This window comes from Pseudomonas sp. PI1 (assembly GCF_000812405.1).
Lineage (GTDB): Bacteria > Pseudomonadota > Gammaproteobacteria > Pseudomonadales > Pseudomonadaceae > Pseudomonas > Pseudomonas citronellolis.
This window is the reverse complement of sequence record NZ_JWMC01000105.1, coordinates 1-16,872: the sequence shown is the minus strand read 5'-3', so window position 1 is coordinate 16,872 and position 16,872 is coordinate 1. Positions and strand designations below refer to the sequence as shown.

Here is a 16,872-nt window from a genome sequence, read left to right as displayed (position 1 = left end):
GCAGGGCGCGCTCCTACAGGGGAATGGCTTGGCTATTTCAGGCATAACCGTTCGTGGTTATCCGCCCTACGACTCCGTGCCGAGGTGCTTTTCGTAGGATGGGTTGAGCTTGCGAAACCCATGCGGTGCTGGTGATGGGTATCGCTTCGCTCAACGCCATCCTACGACGGCGCCGGGCCCCTCACCCCAGCCCTCTCCCGGAGGGAGCGGGGGCCAGGCCGTGCCACCGTCAGGCCCTGTTCTCCCTGCACCATTGGCATCCGCGACACCCATGGTCTCCATGGAATGCCTTCCTTCCCATGCGCTCCGAACCAGTCCCCTCTCCCTTCAGGGAGAGGGTTAGGGAGAGGGTGCTCTTTCGTCCCGCGCCAATTCCTTCCGGCAGGCCGATGCCCAACGACGATGGCGCTGTGTTTGCCTACGAAAAGCTGGGGAGTAGAAATGACGACGGGGGCCTGGCCCCCGTCGTTTTTGCCGCGTGACGCTTAGAACTTGTAGCTGAGGGTGCCCATCAGGTTCCTGGGGGCGCCCCAGACGCCCTGGCCGTACCAGTTCACCGCGGTCTGGTACTTCTCGTCGAACAGGTTGTTGACGTTCAGCTGCGCCGAGATCTGCGGGGTGATGTCGTAGCGGGCCATCAGGTTGGCGACCAGGTAGTCGGACTGCTCCTGACGCTGGCCTTGGGGACCCACACCGTCGTAGTAGATACGGCTCTGCCAGTTGGCGCCGCCGCCCACCGTCAGCTGCTTCCACTGCCCGGGCAGGCGGTAGGTGGTGAACAGGCGCGCCATGGTGCGCGGCAGCTGGGTGTTCACGTCGTTGTCGTCGGAGTCCTTGGCGCTGTAGTGGGTGGCGAAGAAGAAGGCGTTCCAGTTCTCGCTGAGCGCGCCGGACAGTTCGAACTCCACGCCCTTGGAGGTGGCGCCGTCGGTGGCGTAGTAGGCCGGGCTGTCGGGGTTGCCGGGCACGGAGTAGCCGACGTCCTGCTGGCCGAGGTTGTCCTGGACGATGCGGAAGGCGGCCAGCGAGGCGTTCAGCCTGCCGTCGAGGAATTCGCCCTTGATGCCGGCCTCGTAGGCGTCGCCGGTGACCGGGTCGAGCCAGGCGCCGTTGCGGTCGCGGTAGTCCTGGAAGTTGAAGATGCTGGTGTAGCTGGCGTACAGCGAGTAGTTCTGGTTCAGGTCGTAGACCAGGCCGGCGTAGGGGATGAACTTGTGGTCGCTGTAGTCGTACTCGCCCGAGGAGGCCCAGCCGGCGCCTTCGCGGTCGTACTGGGTGAAGCGGCCGCCGAGGATCAGCTTCAGCGGGTCGGCCAGGGACAGGCGCAGGGCGGCGTAGCCGGCCTTCTGCTTGGTGTGGTTGCGCTCGGAGAGTTCGCGGTTCTCGTAGTCCCACTCCGGTTCCGCCACGTGGCCGAAATCGTACACGCTGACCGGGGATTGCCAGGGCGTCTTGTTGCCGATCCAGTCGAACGAGTACTTGTGGTCGAAGTAGGTGGCGCCGACCACGGCCTCGTGGGTGCGCCCGAACAGTTCGAATGGGCCGGACAGGCGCAGGTCGGTGCTCTGCTGCTTGCGCTCGCCGGGGAAGCGCGACTGCGAGGGTTCGGCATCGATCAGGCCGGTCTCCGGGTCGGGAAAGCCCCAGTTGAAGATACGCGCGTTGTCCACCTCGTTGCGGTTGTGCATGACGCGGAACTGCGCCAGCCAGTCGTTATCGAAGCGGTGCTCGAGGTTGGCGAAGAAGTTCTTGACCTCGACTTCCTCGGTGTTCCACTTCGGCGCGATGCTGAACGAGCGGCTGTAGTGGGTCTTCGAGCCGTCGCTGTTCCACAGCGGCACGCCGCCGTAGGTCAGGCCGTCGGCGTCGGACTTCTGATAGCTGGCGCCCAGGCTCAGGGTGGTGGCGTCGGTCAGGTCCACGTCGACCACGCCGTAGATCACGTGGCCCTCGCGGGAATAGCGGTCGAAGAAGTTCTTCTTGTCCTGGTAGGCACCCACCAGGCGGCCGCGCACGTTGCCGGTGGGCGTCAGCGGGCCGGACAGGTCCAGAGTGCTGCGGTAGTTGTCCCAGGAGCCGGCGCTGACCTGCGCCTCGCCGCGGAATTCCTTGCTGTCGGCGCGCTTGCGCACCAGGTTGACCGAGGCCGAGGGCTCGCCGGCGCCGGTGAGCAGGCCGGTGGCGCCGCGGACGATCTCGATGCGGTCGTAGATGATGGCGTCCAGCTCGGACTCGCCTGCGGCGTAGTTGCTCTTGTAGTAGCTGGAGATGCCGTCGTACTGCAGGTCGTTGATGAAGAAGCCGCGCGAGGCGAAGACGGTGCGCTCGCTATCCAGCTGCGGCGCGGAGATGCCCGGCGCGTTGGCCAGCACGTCGCCGAGGGTGGTCATGTTCTGGTCGTCCATCCGCTGGCGGGTGATGACGCTCACCGACTGCGGCGTCTCGCGCGTCGACAGCGGCAGCCCGGTGGCGGCGGCGGTGGCGCCGGTGGTGTAGGAACCGGTGCCTTCGGTGGTGGTGGCCAGGCGGTTGCTGACGATGGTGGTGGCGCCCATTTCCAGGCTGCCGTTGTCACCGCCGAAGCTGACGGTGGCGGTATCCCCCTCGATGTGCTGGGCGGCCCCGGTGCCCTGCAGCAGCTCGGAGAGGGCCTGGGACGGCTCGCGCTTGCCCCTCAGCGCCTGGCTGCGCTTGCCGGCGACGTCCTCGGGACGGTAGAGCACCTGCAGGTTGGCCTGCTTGCCGAAGGCCTGCAGCGCGCTGCCCAGGGACTGCGCGGGAATGTCGAAGTTGACTTCCTGGGCCTGGACGTAGCCCGCCAGCGGCAGGCTCAGGGCCACGGCCAGGGAGTGCGGCATGAGCCTGCCGCCGAGGTAGCGCCGAATCAGGACGGCTTTGCTCAAGGGGGATAAGGCGTAGTGTGCTGGCATGGATGATTTGCTCTTTTAATGTTTTTGGCAGATGTGAAAAGGCAAATTGGCCCGGAACATTTCCCGTTGTCGCGGGCCAGAAGGCTCTGGTCCGGAAAGTTGGAACTTACACTTCGGCGGCCTCCCGTTCGTGGATGACTTGTCCCGCCGCCAGGCGAACCAGCTGGTCGGCGGTATGGAAGTAGCGATCGTCGTGGGAGATCACGATGATCGTCTTGCCCTGCTGTTTGAGTTCGGGGAGCAGCTCGGTGTAGAACACGCGGCGGAAGGCCGGGTCCTGGTCGGCCGCCCATTCGTCGAACACCAGCACCGGGCGGTCGTCGAGCCAGGCGTTGATCAGCGCCAGGCGCTTGCGCTGGCCGGTGGACAGGTCGGTGGTGGTGAAGCTGCCGTCGCGGATGCCGACCTTGTGGGCGATGTCCAGGCGCTCCAGGTAGCGGATCGCCTGTTCGGGGATTTCCGTGCGCCCCCTGAGCAGTTCGTCGAACAGGTAGTAGTCGGTGAACACGGTGGCGAACAGCTGCCGGTAGTCGTCCCGCTCGCCATCGCCGACGGCCTGGCCGTTCAGGCGTATCTCGCCCTGGTGCGGGTTGTACAGGCCCAGCAGCAGCTTGATCAGCGTGGTCTTGCCGCAGCCGTTCTCGCCGACGATGAAGACGATCTCGCCCTGGCGGATGGTCAGGTCGATGGGGCCGAGGTGGAAACTCTGGCCGCCGGCCGCCTGCGGGTAGTCGTAGCGCACCTGGCGCAGCTCGATCTGTTCCGGGGCCAAGTTCGCCGGGGCGGCCGCCTTCGCCAGCAGCTGCGGCTCGGCGGACGAGAAGCGCCGCGACAGCTCGTTGATGCGCATGAGCGCGACCTTGGCCTGGCTGAGCCCGGGAATGTTGGTGACCAGCTGCTCCAGCGGGGCCTTCATGTAGAGCATCACCAGCACGAAGCCGCCGAGCACGGTTTTTTCCGTGGCGGGCCAGATGGCCAGGAGGGCGATGGCCATGCCGATGACCGCGAAGAACAGCATGGAGCCGAAGCTTTCCGCGCTGATGAAGATCGAGGCGGCGCGGATGTTGGCCTTGCAGATGCGTTCGGTGCTGTCGTGGATCTGCCGGTCCAGCAGGTCCAGGCGGCGCTCGCGCTGGATGCGCAGCTCCTTGGCGCCGGCGGAGATCGCCTGGTAGTGCTTCTGCAGCTCGTCCTCGCCGTCGCGGGCCGCCTGCAGGCTGTGGGTGCCGAAGTGGTGCGCCAGGTACTGCGCGCCGCTGCCGATGATCACCGTGAGCACCGTCACCGCGAGAATCTGCCAGGACAGCAGGGCCAGGTAGCCCAGGCAGCCGAGGGTCACGCTCAGGGCGATGAGCATGGGCGCCACGCTCAGGGCGAAGATGCTCAGCGAGCTGACGTCCTTGAGCAGGACCGGTATCAGGCGGTGGGCGCGGTAGCGCTCCAGTTGCTCGATGGGCGCGCAGAGGATCCGCGCGGCGAGCTCGCGGCGCAGGGTGGCGACCACGCGCTGGCCGATGTAGTTGGTCAGCAGCTTGGAGAGCGTGGAACAGGCCAGGGTCGTCACGCAGAGCAGGGCGAACACCAGCGCGATGCGCAGGTTGGGGCCGCCCTCGATGTTCATCGCGGTATTGATGGTGGCCAGCAGGGCCGTGATGCTGAGGCCGCCGGCGACCCCCAGCAGCACGGAAAGCAGCAGCTGGGGCCAGAAGGGCTTGAGGAGCGTCAGGGTTTCATGGGTGAGGCTTTCGGCTGTGCGGGGCATGGGCTTCTCGGATGCCTGCTGGGCAGGAACTCAATGGCATGGCGCGTCGAACTGGAAAGACGAGGAACGGCCCGCCGGATTTAGTGCAAAGACGAGCAACTGGCCATCTGATTTAGCCGGCTGTGCGCCAGGTCCGCCTGGACGCCTGCGCCGGGGGCCGGCGAACCGCTCGGCGCGCGCGGATAAATTCGCCCCGGGGTCGTTCGTTGCCCTTAGTGAAGTGCGGGTAGCGGGGGCTCGCTGCCCCGGCCCGCCGAACCCACGGCGCGCGCCCGCGTGCGCCAAGCCGAGCCATGCCCAGGAAAGAAACCACCATGAAGAAACGCAAACTCGCCTATATCTGGTCGCTGCGTAACGCGGCTGCGGACAAGGCCGGCCAGTACGTCCCCTACAAGGGGGAAGAGCGCTACATGAAGTCGGTGCTGGAGTTTCTCGTCGAATCGCTGAACCGGACTTCGCTGGGCGAACAGTACGAGCTGGTCGGCGTGATCTACGACGACGACCCGCAATCGCCGCGCGACCAGGAAAAGATCAAGGACTATGGCTTCGCCTACCAGCCGGGCCGGCAGTGGTTCTACCCGGCTGACCTCGAGGTTCAGGGCAGGCGCTTGAACGACCTGCTGCTGAGCGTGCCTTCGACCTATCGCCGGCACCCGCGCGGCACGCCCGAGCACATCGCCGGCAAGCAGGACTTCGAACGGCGCCTGCACGACACCCTGGTGGAACTGGGCACCGATGTCGCGGTGCTGGACGGCCTGCTGGTGATCCTCGACGAGCTGGTGCGCCCGGGGGCGCCGTTCGCCCGGCGGATCATGAACATCCATCCCGGCGTGACCCGCGAGGACTCGCCCTACGAGCGCCGTGGCGCCTATGCGACCCTCGATGCGCTATACGGCGCGCGGGGCGAGAAGGTGGTGAACTGGACGACCATGGAGAAGGTCGCGGTGGAGCCGCTGTACTGGACCGGGGCCTCGTTCCACTACGTGGACAACGGCATCGACTCCGGCGAAGTCTTCCACGACGTGCTGAAGACCGAGATTTCCCCCGAGGACAGCATCCTCGAGCTGCGCTGGAACAACTTCAACAACAGCCTGTTCCCGGCCCTGCACGAAGGGCTGGCGCTGCTGGCGGAAAAGCAGGGCGACTGAGCGCGGCAGAGTGGTTGCCAGGGCCGGCACGGCGATGGTAGTGCCGGCCTTGTCACATTCAGGGCTTGTTCACCAGCTCGCGGGCGACGCGGAAACCTATCCAGTCGCCGCGGTCGCTCTTGTACGCATTGTTGCGGTTGCCCGAGCGGGAGAAGATCGGCGCCTCGCCCCAGTCGTTGCCGCGGATCTGCACCAGCTTGCAGTCGCTGTCGATCCAGGCGCTGCCGTCGCTGGGGGCGCCGTCGTAGTTGTCGTGCCAGCAGTCGGCGACCCATTCGTAGACGTTGCCGTGCATGTCGTACACGCCGAAGGCGTTGGGCGGGAAGCTGCCCGCCGGCGAAGTGAAGTTGTAGCCGTCGGCGGCGCCGTAGGTGTTGGCGTGCTTGGCGATGCTGTAGTCCTTGCCTTCGTCGAAGGGGAACGGGAAGGGCCCGGCGCTGCCGGCGCGGGCGGCATATTCGCGTTCGGCTTCGCTGATCATCCGGTAATGCTGGCCGGTCTTCTTCGACAGCCAGGCCGCGTAGCCCTTCACGTCCTCGTAGTCGACGCACACCGCCGGCTGGCGCGGGCCCTGCTGGTAGCGCGGCTTGCCGGCGATGCATTCGCGGCCGGGGCGGGTGTCGCCGTTGGCCAGGCGCACGCCTGTGGCCTTCAGGTAGGCGTCCAGCTCGGCGGCGGTGACCTGGTAGCGGCTGATGGCGAAGGGCTGGGCGAAGGTCACGGTGTGCAGCGGGCCTTCGTCCGGCTGGCGGCCCGTCTCGTCGTCCGGGGTGCCCATGGTGAAGCTGCCGGCGGGCAGCACCACCATCTCGGGGCAGTCCTTGCAGTCCTTGAACACGGCGCCCGGCTTGTGCGCCTCGGCGGCGAAAGCGGTGGGGGCGGCCAGGAGCAGGGTGGCCAGGGCCAGGGGCGGTAATGCGTGCATGGCGGTTCTCGTGAAGTGGGAAGCGGGTCAGGCGAGCTGCGGGGCGAGGATGTCCAGCACCCGGTCGATCTGCGCCTCGTCGTTGAGCAGGCTGGGCGCCAGGCGCACCACCGGGCCGACGTCGCGGTCCACGGCGTCGCTGATCACCTTGTGCGCCATCAGGTGCCGGGCCACGGCGTCGCAGTCGCGGCCGTCGACGCGGAAGAAGGTGAAGCCGGAGGAGAGTTCCGGACTGGTCGGCGTGACCATGCGCACTTTCGCGTGCTCGGCCAGGCGCTGCTTGAGGTAGCCGTTGAGCTGGTGGATGCGCGCCTGGACGTCGGCCTTGCCCAGCTGCAGGTGCAGCTCGAAGGCCTTGCCCAGCGCCAGGCGGTGCTCGAAGGCGTGGTAGCCGCCGGGAGTCATCAGGGTGCCGAAGCTGTCGGCGCGGGTAAAGGTGGGGATGCTCGGCACCAGATGGTCCTGCAACTGCTCCTCGCGGGCGATGATGACGCCGGTGCCGCGCGGGCCGAACAGCCACTTGTGGGTGCCGGCGATGAAGTAGTCGCAGCCGAAGTCGGCGAAGTTCGCGTCCTCCACGCCGAAGCCGTGCACGCCGTCGACCACGTAGATGATCCGCTCGGCGGCGTCGCGGTTGCGGTTGGCCTCGGCCACCAGTTGGCCGATTTCGCGCACCGGCAGCTTCACGCCGCTGCCCGACTGCACCCAGGTCATGCCCAGCACCCGCGTCTCGGGGCGGATGTTGCGGCGGATGCTGGCGAGGATTTCGTCGGCCGAGGCTTGGTGCGGGTCCTTGAACAGGGGAAATTCGCGTACCTGTGTGCCCATGCGCTTGTGGCGGTATTCCAGGGTGGTATAGGTGGAATAGTGTTCGTGGACGGTGGTGAGGATTTCCTTGCCCGGCGCCACCAGCAGGCCGCCGTAGATGGCGGCGAGGCCTTCGGTGGTGCTGCCGGTGAGGGCCACCTGCGCCGGCTTGACGCCGAAATAACGGCCGGCCCAGGCGCGCGTCTCGTCCTCGTATTTCCAGACCTCCTCGCGGTCCCAGTCCACCGCCTCGCCGGGGTTGGCGTTGAAGCGCGCGCGCAGCGCGTCTATGGCCTGCTGCACCGGGCGCGGGTGCGAGGTCAGCAGGAAGTTGGCGAAGTGCAGGTAGTTCGGATCGAGGTCGAATTGCCGGCGCAGGGCCTGCCACTTGTCCGCGCCGGCCGGCGCGGTGGCGGCCAGGGCCAGGTCGGAAGTCTGCAGCAGGGGCAGGCTGGCGGCGAGCAGCCCGGCCTGCTTGAGGAAGGTACGGCGGTCGTTCATGGAATGTCCTTGGCGCGGCTCAGCGGGTGGCGACGGGTGGCTTGGCGCGCTTCTGCACCTCGCCCCATACGCGCAGGAAGTTGCCGCCCCAGAGCTTGGCGATGTCGGCGTCGGAGTAGCCGCGGGTGATCAGCTCGGCGGTGACGTTGCGGATTTCGCTCTCGTCCTTCCAGCCGTCCAGGCCGCCGCCGTCGTTGAAGTCGGAGCTGATGCCGACGTGGTCGATGCCGACCTTCTTCACCGTGTAGTCGATGGCGTTGACGAAGTCCGCCAGACCGGCCTTGGGCTCCTCGTCGAGGATGCCGTAGAGGCTGCTGGCGTATTCGCCGAACTTCTTCTCCGGCCAGATGGCGATCACCGGGTCGCCGGGCATCAGCGCGTAGTCCAGGCCGGCCAGCGGCGGCAGGTCGAAGCGCGCGCGCAGGGCGTCGAGCTTCTCCAGGGTGGGCTTGCTCAGCGGGCGCAGGTAGGCCGCGAAGCCGACCACCTGGATGACCCCGCCGCTGTCCTTGATCAGTTGCATCTCGTGGTCGCTGAGGTTGCGGCGGATGTCCACCAGCGCGCGCGGCGCCGAGTGCGAGGCGACGATGGGCGCGCGGCTGAGGGTGGCGACCTGCTCCAGTGCCTTGGTCGACATCTGCGAGACGTCGATGATCACCCCCAGGTCGTTGAGCCGTTGCACCGCCTGCTTGCCCAGGGGCGAGAGGCCGCCCAGGGCGTCGGGCGAATCGTTGAAGAAGGGCAGGGGGCGGGAGGAATCGGACCAGCTGTTGTTGCCCACGTAGTTGAAGCCGAACATGCGCACGCCACGGGCGGCCCACAGGTCCAGCTGGGACAGGTCGTCGCCCAGCGGGTAGGCGTTGAGCATGCTCATGACGATGGCGAACTTGCCTTCCATGGCCAGGCGGCGGAAATCCTCCGGCGTGTAGGCGATGCCCACCCGCTCGGGGAAGTCGCGGACCATGCCGGTGAGAATCCTGTAGCGGATTTCCTGCTGGTGCCGCGCCTCGTCGACGAAGCCCGGCGTGGGCTTGTGCGGGGCGTCGGGGCCGCTCCACATCTCCGGCCAGCCGAAGATCGCCAGGGCCGCGCCGGACAGGCGGCCACGCCCGGCCTTGACCAGGTCCAGCTGCGAGGGGCCGTCGCGGTCGGCCTCGTGACCCTCGGTGCCGAAGTCCAGGGGCACGGTCACCCGGCTGTCGAAGGACAGGATGCGCTCGTGCAGCGCCTCGGCGTGGGCCATCACCTCGCGCGGGTAGGGCTGGGCGCGGATCAGCAGCAGCCAGGCCGCGGCGCCCGCCACGAGGGCCAGTACGAGCAGGGGCAGGGTGAGCCAGAGGATCTTTTTCGTGCGGGTGCTAGTCATTGCCGTCCCAGTCAGCGTTGGAGTCGGATGGCAGCCCGGGGCAGGGCATCGCCTGTGGGGGAGGACGAGGCGTGCGGGCGGAAATTTAGCGCCGGCGCGCCGCTAAATTTGCCGCCGGGCCGACCGTTCTAGCCTCGGTACAGCCTGCTTGGCGACGGACACAGGACGGACGATGACGGTTTCTCGACGCGGTTTCATGGCGGCCCTGGCGGTGACGGGGGCGGCGGCGTTGCCGACGGCGGCTTACTTCGGCTACCGCGAACTGCAGCGCCGCGAGCTGGACGCGCGGGAGTCGGAGACGCCCGGCGAAGCCAGCCTGGAAACCAGCGCCGGCGCCGAGCTGCGCCTGGCCGACCGCCTGCGCGGCATCTGGGATCTGCGCCTGCTCGATGCCGGGCAGGGGCTGCCGGGCCTGCCCGCCGAAGGCCTGCAACTGGTCCTCGACTGCGGCCCCCGCGGGCGCGGGCTGATCGGCTGGCTGGACACCCCGGAGCGCCTGCGCGGCACGGAACCGCCGCGCTACCGGGTGCTCGGCGACCTGGTCGGCGCCAGCTCGGCGAACATCCGCTGGCGCCTGCTGGGCGAAGACAACACGCCCAGCCACGAATGCAGCGCTGTGTTCGACGAGGTGTGGGACAACCTCGCCAACGCCGGCGACGGCACCCTCAGCGGCCGCCTCCAGCGCCTGGACCGAGACCTGTCCCTGCCGCAGCAGGACTGCCGCTTCGTCGCCAAAAAACGCCCCTTTCCCCTGGCACGCGAGCGCCTGCCGCTCAACGAGGCGCTGCTGGCCTGGCTGGTGTCGCCGCAGCACCGCCTGTTCCACCAGCTCTGGCACGCCTCGCGGGACAAGTGGCACCACCTCGACGAGGCCCAGCGCAACGCACTGCGCGGCGTGGGCTGGCAGCCCGGGCCGCTGGACGCCGAGCGCGACGCGCGCGGCCGGCACAAGGACCGCAACGCCTCGGGCATCGATTTCCTCTTCATGCACCGCCGCATGCTGGCCAAGGCCCGTTCGCTGCAGGACCTGCCGTCCTGGCAGCGCCTGCCGCCGCCGGCGGTGCCGCTGGAATACGACCGCGCCGGCTTCATCCGCTACTTCGAGAACGCCGACGGCTGCTCGGTGCCGCCGGCCTGGGTGGCGGTGGACGATGACGAATACAGCCAGTGGCTGCACGGCCTGAAGAGCGCCGATGCCTACCACGGCAATTTCCAGGTCTGGGAGTCGCAGTACCAGGACCCGGCCTACCTGGCGAAGCTCACCCTGGGCCAGTTCGGCTCGGAGCTGGAACTGGGCCTGCACGACTGGCTGCACATGCGCTGGGCCAGCGTGACGCGCGACCCGTCCAACGGCGCGCCGCTGATGACCGACCGCAACTACGCCGACTTCGCGCCGCGCTGGTTCCTGCGCGAGAACGACTTCCTCGGCGACCCCTTCTCGTCCCACGTGAACCCGGTGTTCTGGTGCTTCCACGGCTGGATCGACGACCGCATCGAGGACTGGTTCCGCGCCCACGAGCGCTTCCACCCGGGCGAGGTGCGCCGCGCCGAGGTGCTGGGCATGCCCTGGTTCGCCCGCGGCCGCTGGGTGGAGATCGACGACCCCTGGCTGGGCCCATCCACCCACGGCTGCGGCCTCTCCGACCTGCAGGCGAGCAGCAGCGACCTGGCCCTGGACGTGGAGACCATGAAACTGGCGCTGCGCGTCATCCTCACCGAGGACGACGAGCGCAAGGGCTGGCTAAAGCGCGCGCCGCGGCGGCCGTGGTATGCGCGCAACCTGAAGCTGGCGGAGCGCTGAGCGGGTAGATCGCAGAAAGACACGGCGGGCCTGATTGCATCAGACCTGAGAAGTGGTTGAAAGCGCCTATGCACCGTCCTGTTCTTCATCCCATAGCCAGAGCACATGGCCCTTGGCGAGGCCGCGCGGCACTTCGGGGAAAATCTCACCCTGCTGGAAGTGGCGGCGCGAATCGTGCTGAGCGAGGGTGAACCAGAAGCCGGCACGTGGGCAGGGCTGGCCAGCGTAAACAGGCGGCACGGGCAGGGGGCCGAGGCCTTCTTCGAAGGGTACGGTTTCACCGGGTACGCGTTCGACCAGGGTCCAGAGAGTTGGAGCCTCGGAGATGTTTTGCAAAGTGTCAGGGTCGTAGCCGACGCTGGCCTCAGGAGCGTTACGCGTATAACTGGTGAAGTAGTGGGAAGCGATCAGAAACTGTGCGCTGGCGTCATCCACATCGGGCAGATAGACACCTGTTTGCGGAACCGGCTCTCCAGTACGGACCTGTACCTGGGGATTCAGACGATAACGTGGCCAGGCGGTGGGGGGCGCGAGCGGTCCTCGGACCGAAGGGTTGAAGCGAGTAGACAGCACTCCTTGATTCCAATGCGCATGAGCGGTTGCCAGGATATTGCGGGCAAAGTGCGAAGCTTGTGCGATCAGGTCCCAGTATCGTTCATCCGCACCGGGCTCCACTTCATCCAGCCAGCCGCTCCAATATTCCCGCTGGCCTCGCATGTCGCCCTGAACACCCACGGCCCCGAATAGCCCCGAGTGGTCGCCATGGGTCAGGCTGATAAAGCCTCGGTCCACATAGATCATCGTTTCGCGGAAATTCGGCAATACGTCGCCCCAGACGATATCCGGTTGCATCGGCAGGCCGCGCTTGCGGTAGTCCGCCGGTAACTGCCGCATGAAGCGTTGCAGGCAGTCTTCCACATGTTTGAGCATTGCCGCCCAGGCGTCTTGCATCTGCTGGTAGTACTCCTTGGAACTGAAGCGTTCGAGCAGGTAGATTTCCTGGGGTCTCAAGGGCGTGGGCATCGTCGTCAACTGCCGCGTACCAGCTTCCAGGTTACGTTGCGCCCTTCCACTTGTGGCAGGGGTACACCATGCATGAAGGTCTGCTCACCGGTTGGCCAGTCCTCGCAACTCCATACGCCAGGGTAGGGGCAAGGCTGGCCGGAGGTGGCGCGCAAACCTGTTCCGGGCTGTTCGATCCACTGCCAGCGCAGCGGCTGGCCCTGGTAGGTAGGCAAGACTTCGCCCGCCTGGCCGGCGCGGAACTGAACGCTGGGGTTGTCTATTACCTGCCACAGTCCGGCGCGGGGCGCCGGTTCGCCGCTGTTGGCGAACGCGCTGGGGGTATCCGCCACTGGCGCGGGCAGGTCGACCGTGGCAGCGCTGGAGGATAAAACCGCCGGTGTGCCGTCCTGTTCTTCATCCCATAGCCAGAGCACATGGCCCTTGGCGAGGCCGCGCGGCACTTCGGGGAAAATCTCGCCCTGCTGGAAGTAGCGGCGCGAATCGTGCTGAGCGAGGGTGAACCAGAAGCCGGCACGTGGGCAGGGCTGGCCAGCGTAAACAGGTGGCACGGGCAAGGGGCCGAGTCCTTCTTCGAAGGGCACGGTTTCGCCGGGTACACGTTCGACCAGGGTCCAGAGGGTTGGCTCTTGGGAGGCGTAGTTGAGGCCGCTTGGTCTCAGTCCCACACAGGCTTTGGGAGCGTTACGCGTATAAGTGGTGAAATGGTGGGAAGCAATCAGGAACTGCGCACTGGCGTCATCCACATCCGGCAGATAGACACCTGTTTGTGGAACCGGCTCTCCCGTACGGACCTGTACCTGGGGATTCAGGCGATAACGTGGCCAGGCGGGGGGAGGATCAAGGGGGCCGCGCTCTTCGCTGTATCCGGTGGTTAAAAAAGTTGTTACCCAATGTGCTTCAGCGGTTGCCAAAATATTCCCAGCAAAGTGCGAAGCCCGCCCAATTAGCTTCCCGTATATTTCCCCCGCATCGGGAGCCACTTCATCCAGCCAGCCGTCCCAGTAATCCTTGACGCCTCGCATATCACCTTCAACACCCACGGCCCCGAACAACCCCGAGTGATCGCCGTGGGTCAGGCTGATAAAGCCTCGGTCCACATAGATCATCGTTTCGCGGAAGTTCGGCAATACGGTGTCGCCCCAGACGATATCCGGTTGCATCGGCAGGCCGCGCTTGCGGTAGTCCGCCGGTAACTGCCGCATGAAGCGTTGCAGGCAGTCTTCCACATGTTTGAGCATTGCCGCCCAGGCGTCCTGCATCTGCTGGTAGTATGCCTTGGAACTGAAGCGTTCGAGCAGGTAGATTTCCTGGGGTCTCAAAGGGGTAGGCATAAGGCGTCCTTTCAGAGGTCGAGTTTGGAATCGGGTGGCAGGTTGCGCCCATCGATATGGTTGGTCAGCTTGGGCAGGCCGAGGAATTCGTCGCTCTCGCCAGGGAAGTCGCTATAGCCCCACTGGGTGGGCCGGCGCCGGCTCAGATGCTCCGGCTGCAACTGCCGGGGATCGAGGACGATCTGCACGGCGCCACCTTCAAGTACGTAGTTGGAGTTCTTGAGTTTCTGGCTGGCAGCCGGCCCTTCCCAGACATTCAGGCCCTTGCCCGGCGGCACGGTGTAGACGACGTACTCGCCATTGCGGTTCCAGTAGCGCCAGACGGCGAAGCGGCGGCGCCAGTCGTCACGACCGCTCAGGGTGAGGAACTCAGCCTCGCGCATCCAGCAGATGCTGTTGTCGAAGGAGCTGGGAGCCACTACGCGGTATAACCTTTCGCCAGGTTTCAGAGTCACCGGCAGGGCATCTTCGAAAGTTTTGAAGGCGTTATCCAATGGTCTGGGGGCTGTCTTGCTGATATCCGGCCAGCCGGGTTTTGAAGGAGCCTTTGCCATTTCCTTGTGAACCAACTCCCCCGTCTTATCCACCCACTCCGGCTTGTTCCGCTCGAACTCCAGCGCATCGTCTTCCGCCTGTAGGCGCGGTGTCCCGTGGTGATTCCGGGCGTTCACCTGGGCCCGGTAGTTCATGTCCGCCTCGATATCCAGGCGGCGGGCCAGCCGCTCCAGCCAGTCGCGCACGGGGCCGAGCAGGCCTTCGAGCTTCTGGTTGGCCATGCGCCGTACGTTCAGCACGGACTCCAGCAACTGCCCGGCGCGGCTGGCCATGGCCGCGCTGCCCCAGCGCCGGACCAGGTCGAGCAGTTGGCGCAGGGCATCGATCAATTCGTCGAAGACCTTCGTCAGTTCCGCCACCTTGAGCTGCGCGATCACTTCCCGCAGCTTGCCGGCCAGCCAGCGATAGGGGTTCTGGATGTTCAGGGCGCGCAGGCTACGACGCACCGCGGGCGTTTGCAGGTGCTGGTTGAGCTTGCCGATACCGGCCTCGACGAAGGGCCAGCTGGCGTCCCAGAAGCCTTCGGCCTTCAGCGCCGCGCCGGAGCGCACGGCGAACTTGCGCCCGTAGGCGAAGAGGATCTTGCAGCAGCCCTTGGCCAGCGAGCCGAGCACGGGAAACAGGCCGATCAGGGTCAGGACCAGGGCGATCCAGGCCCAGTGATTGCTGCTGTCGGCGTTGATCTTCCGGCAGTTGGCCACCAGGTCGCGCACATCGCACAACTGGTCGACGATGGGGATCATCGAGATCACCGTGCCGGTCACCACCTGGGCGGTACTCTGCTCTTCGGCGAAGTCCCCTTGCAGGACGATCCAGAGCCATTCGGCGGCAGCGCCCAGGTCCTGCCGGGCGCTACCGAGCCAGCGCGCGGGGGCGGCGGCGTACCAGGCCAATGCGTTTTCGAGTTCTTCCCACATAGGTCGTCCTTAACCCAGCTTGTTTCGGGCTGCGTCGATCAGGTGCCGCAGGGGTTCCCAGGTGGAATCCTCACGCGGTTCGAGGGGGGCGTACTCGACCTTGACGGCTTTCTCGGGCACATTTTCGTGGCGGGCGTACCCCTGGGCGTCGAGCTTCCCGGTGATGTTCTGGCCGTTCTCGAAAAGAATCCGGTATTCCTGCCCTGCGAACTGCTGGTCGTCGGCACCGCGGTGGTTGATCTCGATCCAGTTGCCGGAATCGCTTTTCGACCATCGAGGCAGGGGAAGGCTGGCGGAACCCGGCCCCACCAGGCTGTGCTTGCCCGCCTTGACGACAAAATCTCCCGGCATGCCCATCTCGATATTGCCGTCGGCGATCTTCACGTAGGCGCCACCGCAGAGCAGGGTGAGGTGTGTCTTGGCGTTGACGATGATGTGCTCCTGGCTGGCCGAGACCTTCACGCTCTGGTCGGCCTCCAGACGTGCGCTGTTGTGCTGTGCCTGCAAGAGCAACTGGCCCTGGTGGGCGATGTGGCGCATGTCGCCGCTCTGGGCAAAGGTGCCCAGGCCCTGGCCGGCGTTGAGCAGTAGCTGTTCGCCGGCAGTGAACTGCACATGCTGCTGGGCGGCGGCATCGATGTGCTCGCCGGCGCCCAGGGCGATGCTGCGCGGGCTGGCCAGGGCGATGCCGGCCGGGGCGGAGAGGGCGATGACCGGTTCACTGCCATTGCCGCCGCCGTCGGCCTGGTCGTTGGCGCCGTGGCCCATGGCGCGCACGGCCTCGGTCAGGTTTTCCTGGGGCTTGGCCTGGTGGGCCAGGCCCTGGTGTTCACCGGCGTAGTCGCCCAGGGTCCTGGCCAGCTCCAGCGCCGCCTCCAGGGTGCTGACCAGTTGCGCGCGGTCGAGCAGGCCGCCGTTGGCGTTGGCTTGTGCCTCGGTGCTGAGCAGCATGCCCTGCGCCGCGCGCAAGGCGCCGTGCAGGTCGGTGCGCAGCTCGAAGCCTTCGCCGCGCGGCTGGCCGCCGTCGGGCCGCGGGTGGGTGAGGTAGCCCAGGTGGAGATGGCTTTGGCCATGGTCGTTCATCAGCGCGGCGCTGATTTCGCCGGTGGTGTCGTCCAGGCGCAGTTCGCTGGCGCGCTGGCCCTTGTGTTCCTTGCTCTTGAGGGTGCTGAGCACCTGGTGCCTGGGCAGTTCGTAGGGCGGGCGGTTGCCCACGCGGTAGCTGCGGCCCGTGACCACGGGTTGGTCCGGGTCGCTATCGAGGAAGTCGACGATGACCTCCTGGCCGATGCGCGGCAGGGTGATTTGCCCCCAGCCGCTGCCGGCCCAGCCGTGCAGCGGACGAATCCAGCAGGAGCTGTGTTCGTTGTGCGCACCTTCGCGGTCCCAGGGGAACTGCACGCGCACGCGGCCGAATTCATCGACGTGGAACTCTTCGCCCTCGGGGCCGACGACGGTGGCCACCTGCGGGCCCGGGATGAGCGGGCGGGGCCGCGGCACGGGGCGCCATTCGATGCGGTCGGGCACCAATTGGGCGGTATAGCCGTAGTAGGTGCCACTCTCGGCCCCGGCGCTCTCTTCGGCCTGGCTGGTGTGCTGGCGGCCCTCATGGCGGATGTGCACCGGGCGCCAGCCATGGTTCCAGTCCTGGCGGGGATGGCCGATGAGGTCGAAGGCCAGGCCGGGGACCAGGCGTGGATCGTCACCTTCGACCGTGGCGGTCTGCGCGTCACCCCGCAGGCCGCGCAGGCGGTCACGGGAGAAGGCTTCGCCACTTTCTCCCTGCTTGTAGCGGCCGGGATA

Annotated in this window: 11 protein-coding genes; 2 read left to right on the top strand and 9 right to left on the bottom strand. The window is 66.7% G+C overall.

What is annotated here, in order from left to right; translation table 11 throughout:
- Nucleotides 1-485: 485 nt before the first annotated feature.
- Nucleotides 486-2,858 (bottom strand): ferric-rhodotorulic acid/ferric-coprogen receptor FhuE, encoded by a 2,373-nt coding sequence (gene fhuE, locus RN02_RS31580; protein WP_236695240.1) that lies wholly within the window; start codon nt 2,856-2,858, stop codon nt 486-488.
- Between the two features lie 178 nt (nt 2,859-3,036).
- A complete protein-coding gene (locus RN02_RS31575) occupies nt 3,037-4,692 on the bottom strand; it encodes a cyclic peptide export ABC transporter (RefSeq protein WP_043319470.1) in 1,656 nt (551 codons plus the stop codon).
- A gap of 314 nt (nt 4,693-5,006) precedes the next feature.
- Between RN02_RS31575 and RN02_RS31570 the strand changes: the two genes are divergently transcribed.
- The gene (locus RN02_RS31570) at nt 5,007-5,840 is read left to right on the top strand and encodes a N(5)-hydroxyornithine transformylase PvdF (protein WP_043319468.1); all 834 of its coding nucleotides are present in this window, start codon (nt 5,007-5,009) and stop codon (nt 5,838-5,840) included.
- Between the two features lie 58 nt (nt 5,841-5,898).
- Here RN02_RS31570 and pvdO read toward each other — a convergent pair whose 3' ends face one another.
- The 3 genes from pvdO to pvdM are packed head-to-tail and all read right to left on the bottom strand — an operon-like array spanning nt 5,899 to nt 9,439.
- Nucleotides 5,899-6,765: a dihydropyoverdine dehydrogenase gene (pvdO, locus tag RN02_RS31565; protein WP_043319464.1), complete on the bottom strand. Its 867-nt coding sequence runs from the start codon at nt 6,763-6,765 to the stop codon at nt 5,899-5,901.
- A gap of 27 nt (nt 6,766-6,792) precedes the next feature.
- The gene (pvdN, locus tag RN02_RS31560) at nt 6,793-8,073 is read right to left on the bottom strand and encodes a pyoverdine-tailoring periplasmic protein PvdN (protein ID WP_043319462.1); all 1,281 of its coding nucleotides are present in this window, start codon (nt 8,071-8,073) and stop codon (nt 6,793-6,795) included.
- 19 nt (nt 8,074-8,092) lie between these two features.
- A complete protein-coding gene (gene pvdM / locus RN02_RS31555) occupies nt 8,093-9,439 on the bottom strand; it encodes a pyoverdine-tailoring dipeptidase-like protein PvdM (RefSeq protein WP_043319460.1) in 1,347 nt (448 codons plus the stop codon).
- A gap of 172 nt (nt 9,440-9,611) precedes the next feature.
- Between pvdM and pvdP the strand changes: the two genes are divergently transcribed.
- Nucleotides 9,612-11,240: a pyoverdine maturation tyrosinase PvdP gene (gene pvdP / locus RN02_RS31550; RefSeq protein ID WP_043319458.1), complete on the top strand. Its 1,629-nt coding sequence runs from the start codon at nt 9,612-9,614 to the stop codon at nt 11,238-11,240.
- Nucleotides 11,241-11,306: 66 nt separating this feature from the next.
- On the opposite strand, the gene RN02_RS31545 is transcribed toward pvdP, so the two are convergent.
- The 4 genes from RN02_RS31545 to RN02_RS31530 all read right to left on the bottom strand — a co-directional run.
- The gene (locus RN02_RS31545) at nt 11,307-12,263 is read right to left on the bottom strand and encodes a hypothetical protein (protein ID WP_043319456.1); all 957 of its coding nucleotides are present in this window, start codon (nt 12,261-12,263) and stop codon (nt 11,307-11,309) included.
- Nucleotides 12,264-12,268: 5 nt separating this feature from the next.
- Nucleotides 12,269-13,597, bottom strand: a complete 1,329-nt coding sequence (locus RN02_RS31800; RefSeq protein WP_177331087.1) for a hypothetical protein — start codon at nt 13,595-13,597, stop codon at nt 12,269-12,271.
- An 11-nt stretch (nt 13,598-13,608) separates the two neighbouring features.
- On the bottom strand, nt 13,609-15,069 hold the full coding sequence (locus RN02_RS31535; RefSeq protein WP_043319454.1) for a hypothetical protein: 1,461 nt from the start codon (nt 15,067-15,069) through the stop codon (nt 13,609-13,611).
- A 9-nt stretch (nt 15,070-15,078) separates the two neighbouring features.
- A partial coding sequence (locus RN02_RS31530) for a type VI secretion system Vgr family protein (RefSeq protein WP_082033943.1) occupies nt 15,079-16,872 on the bottom strand: 1,794 nt, incomplete at its 5' end.

Coding starts and splice junctions, on each gene's coding strand:
- fhuE (WP_236695240.1), bottom strand. CDS start 2,858: ATGCCGCACTCCCTGGCCGTGGCCCTGAGCCTGCCGCTGGCGGGCTAC.
- RN02_RS31575 (WP_043319470.1), bottom strand. CDS start 4,692: ATGCCCCGCACAGCCGAAAGCCTCACCCATGAAACCCTGACGCTCCTC.
- RN02_RS31570 (WP_043319468.1), top strand. CDS start 5,007: ATGAAGAAACGCAAACTCGCCTATATCTGGTCGCTGCGTAACGCGGCT.
- pvdO (WP_043319464.1), bottom strand. CDS start 6,765: ATGCACGCATTACCGCCCCTGGCCCTGGCCACCCTGCTCCTGGCCGCC.
- pvdN (WP_043319462.1), bottom strand. CDS start 8,073: ATGAACGACCGCCGTACCTTCCTCAAGCAGGCCGGGCTGCTCGCCGCC.
- pvdM (WP_043319460.1), bottom strand. CDS start 9,439: ATGACTAGCACCCGCACGAAAAAGATCCTCTGGCTCACCCTGCCCCTG.
- pvdP (WP_043319458.1), top strand. CDS start 9,612: ATGACGGTTTCTCGACGCGGTTTCATGGCGGCCCTGGCGGTGACGGGG.
- RN02_RS31545 (WP_043319456.1), bottom strand. CDS start 12,263: ATGCCCACGCCCTTGAGACCCCAGGAAATCTACCTGCTCGAACGCTTC.
- RN02_RS31800 (WP_177331087.1), bottom strand. CDS start 13,597: ATGCCTACCCCTTTGAGACCCCAGGAAATCTACCTGCTCGAACGCTTC.
- RN02_RS31535 (WP_043319454.1), bottom strand. CDS start 15,069: ATGTGGGAAGAACTCGAAAACGCATTGGCCTGGTACGCCGCCGCCCCC.